Annotated in this window: 1 protein-coding gene; it reads right to left on the bottom strand. The window is 57.3% G+C overall.

Features of this window, described 5'->3' with window-relative positions; all coding sequences use genetic code 11:
• The coding region (locus RMT89_RS46425; RefSeq protein WP_399499107.1) for a major capsid family protein at positions 1-239 on the bottom strand (239 nt) is incomplete at its 3' end.
• Positions 240-246 lie beyond the last annotated feature (7 nt).

Here is a 246-nt window from a genome sequence, read left to right as displayed (position 1 = left end):
GGCTTCTTCACGTCGATCTGACCGATTCGACCCATACCCGGAACGGTGAAGTTGAACGGGCCGTCCTGATACAGCGGGAAGAACCGATAGTCCATCGGCATCGGCAGTTCCAGCACGTCCGCAGTGTTGCGGTAGGCAACCATACGGCCACCGCCAACAACGCCAAAAAACCCCCCGCCACGGCGAGAAATATATACGGGGAGATACGGTCCCCCCTCCCCTACAAAAAAAACACCCACCACAAGA

The organism is Streptomyces sp. P17, assembly GCF_032436805.1.
Lineage (GTDB): Bacteria > Actinomycetota > Actinomycetes > Streptomycetales > Streptomycetaceae > Streptomyces.
Note: the sequence above shows the minus strand (reverse complement) of the source record. Positions and strands in the feature narration are given on the sequence as shown.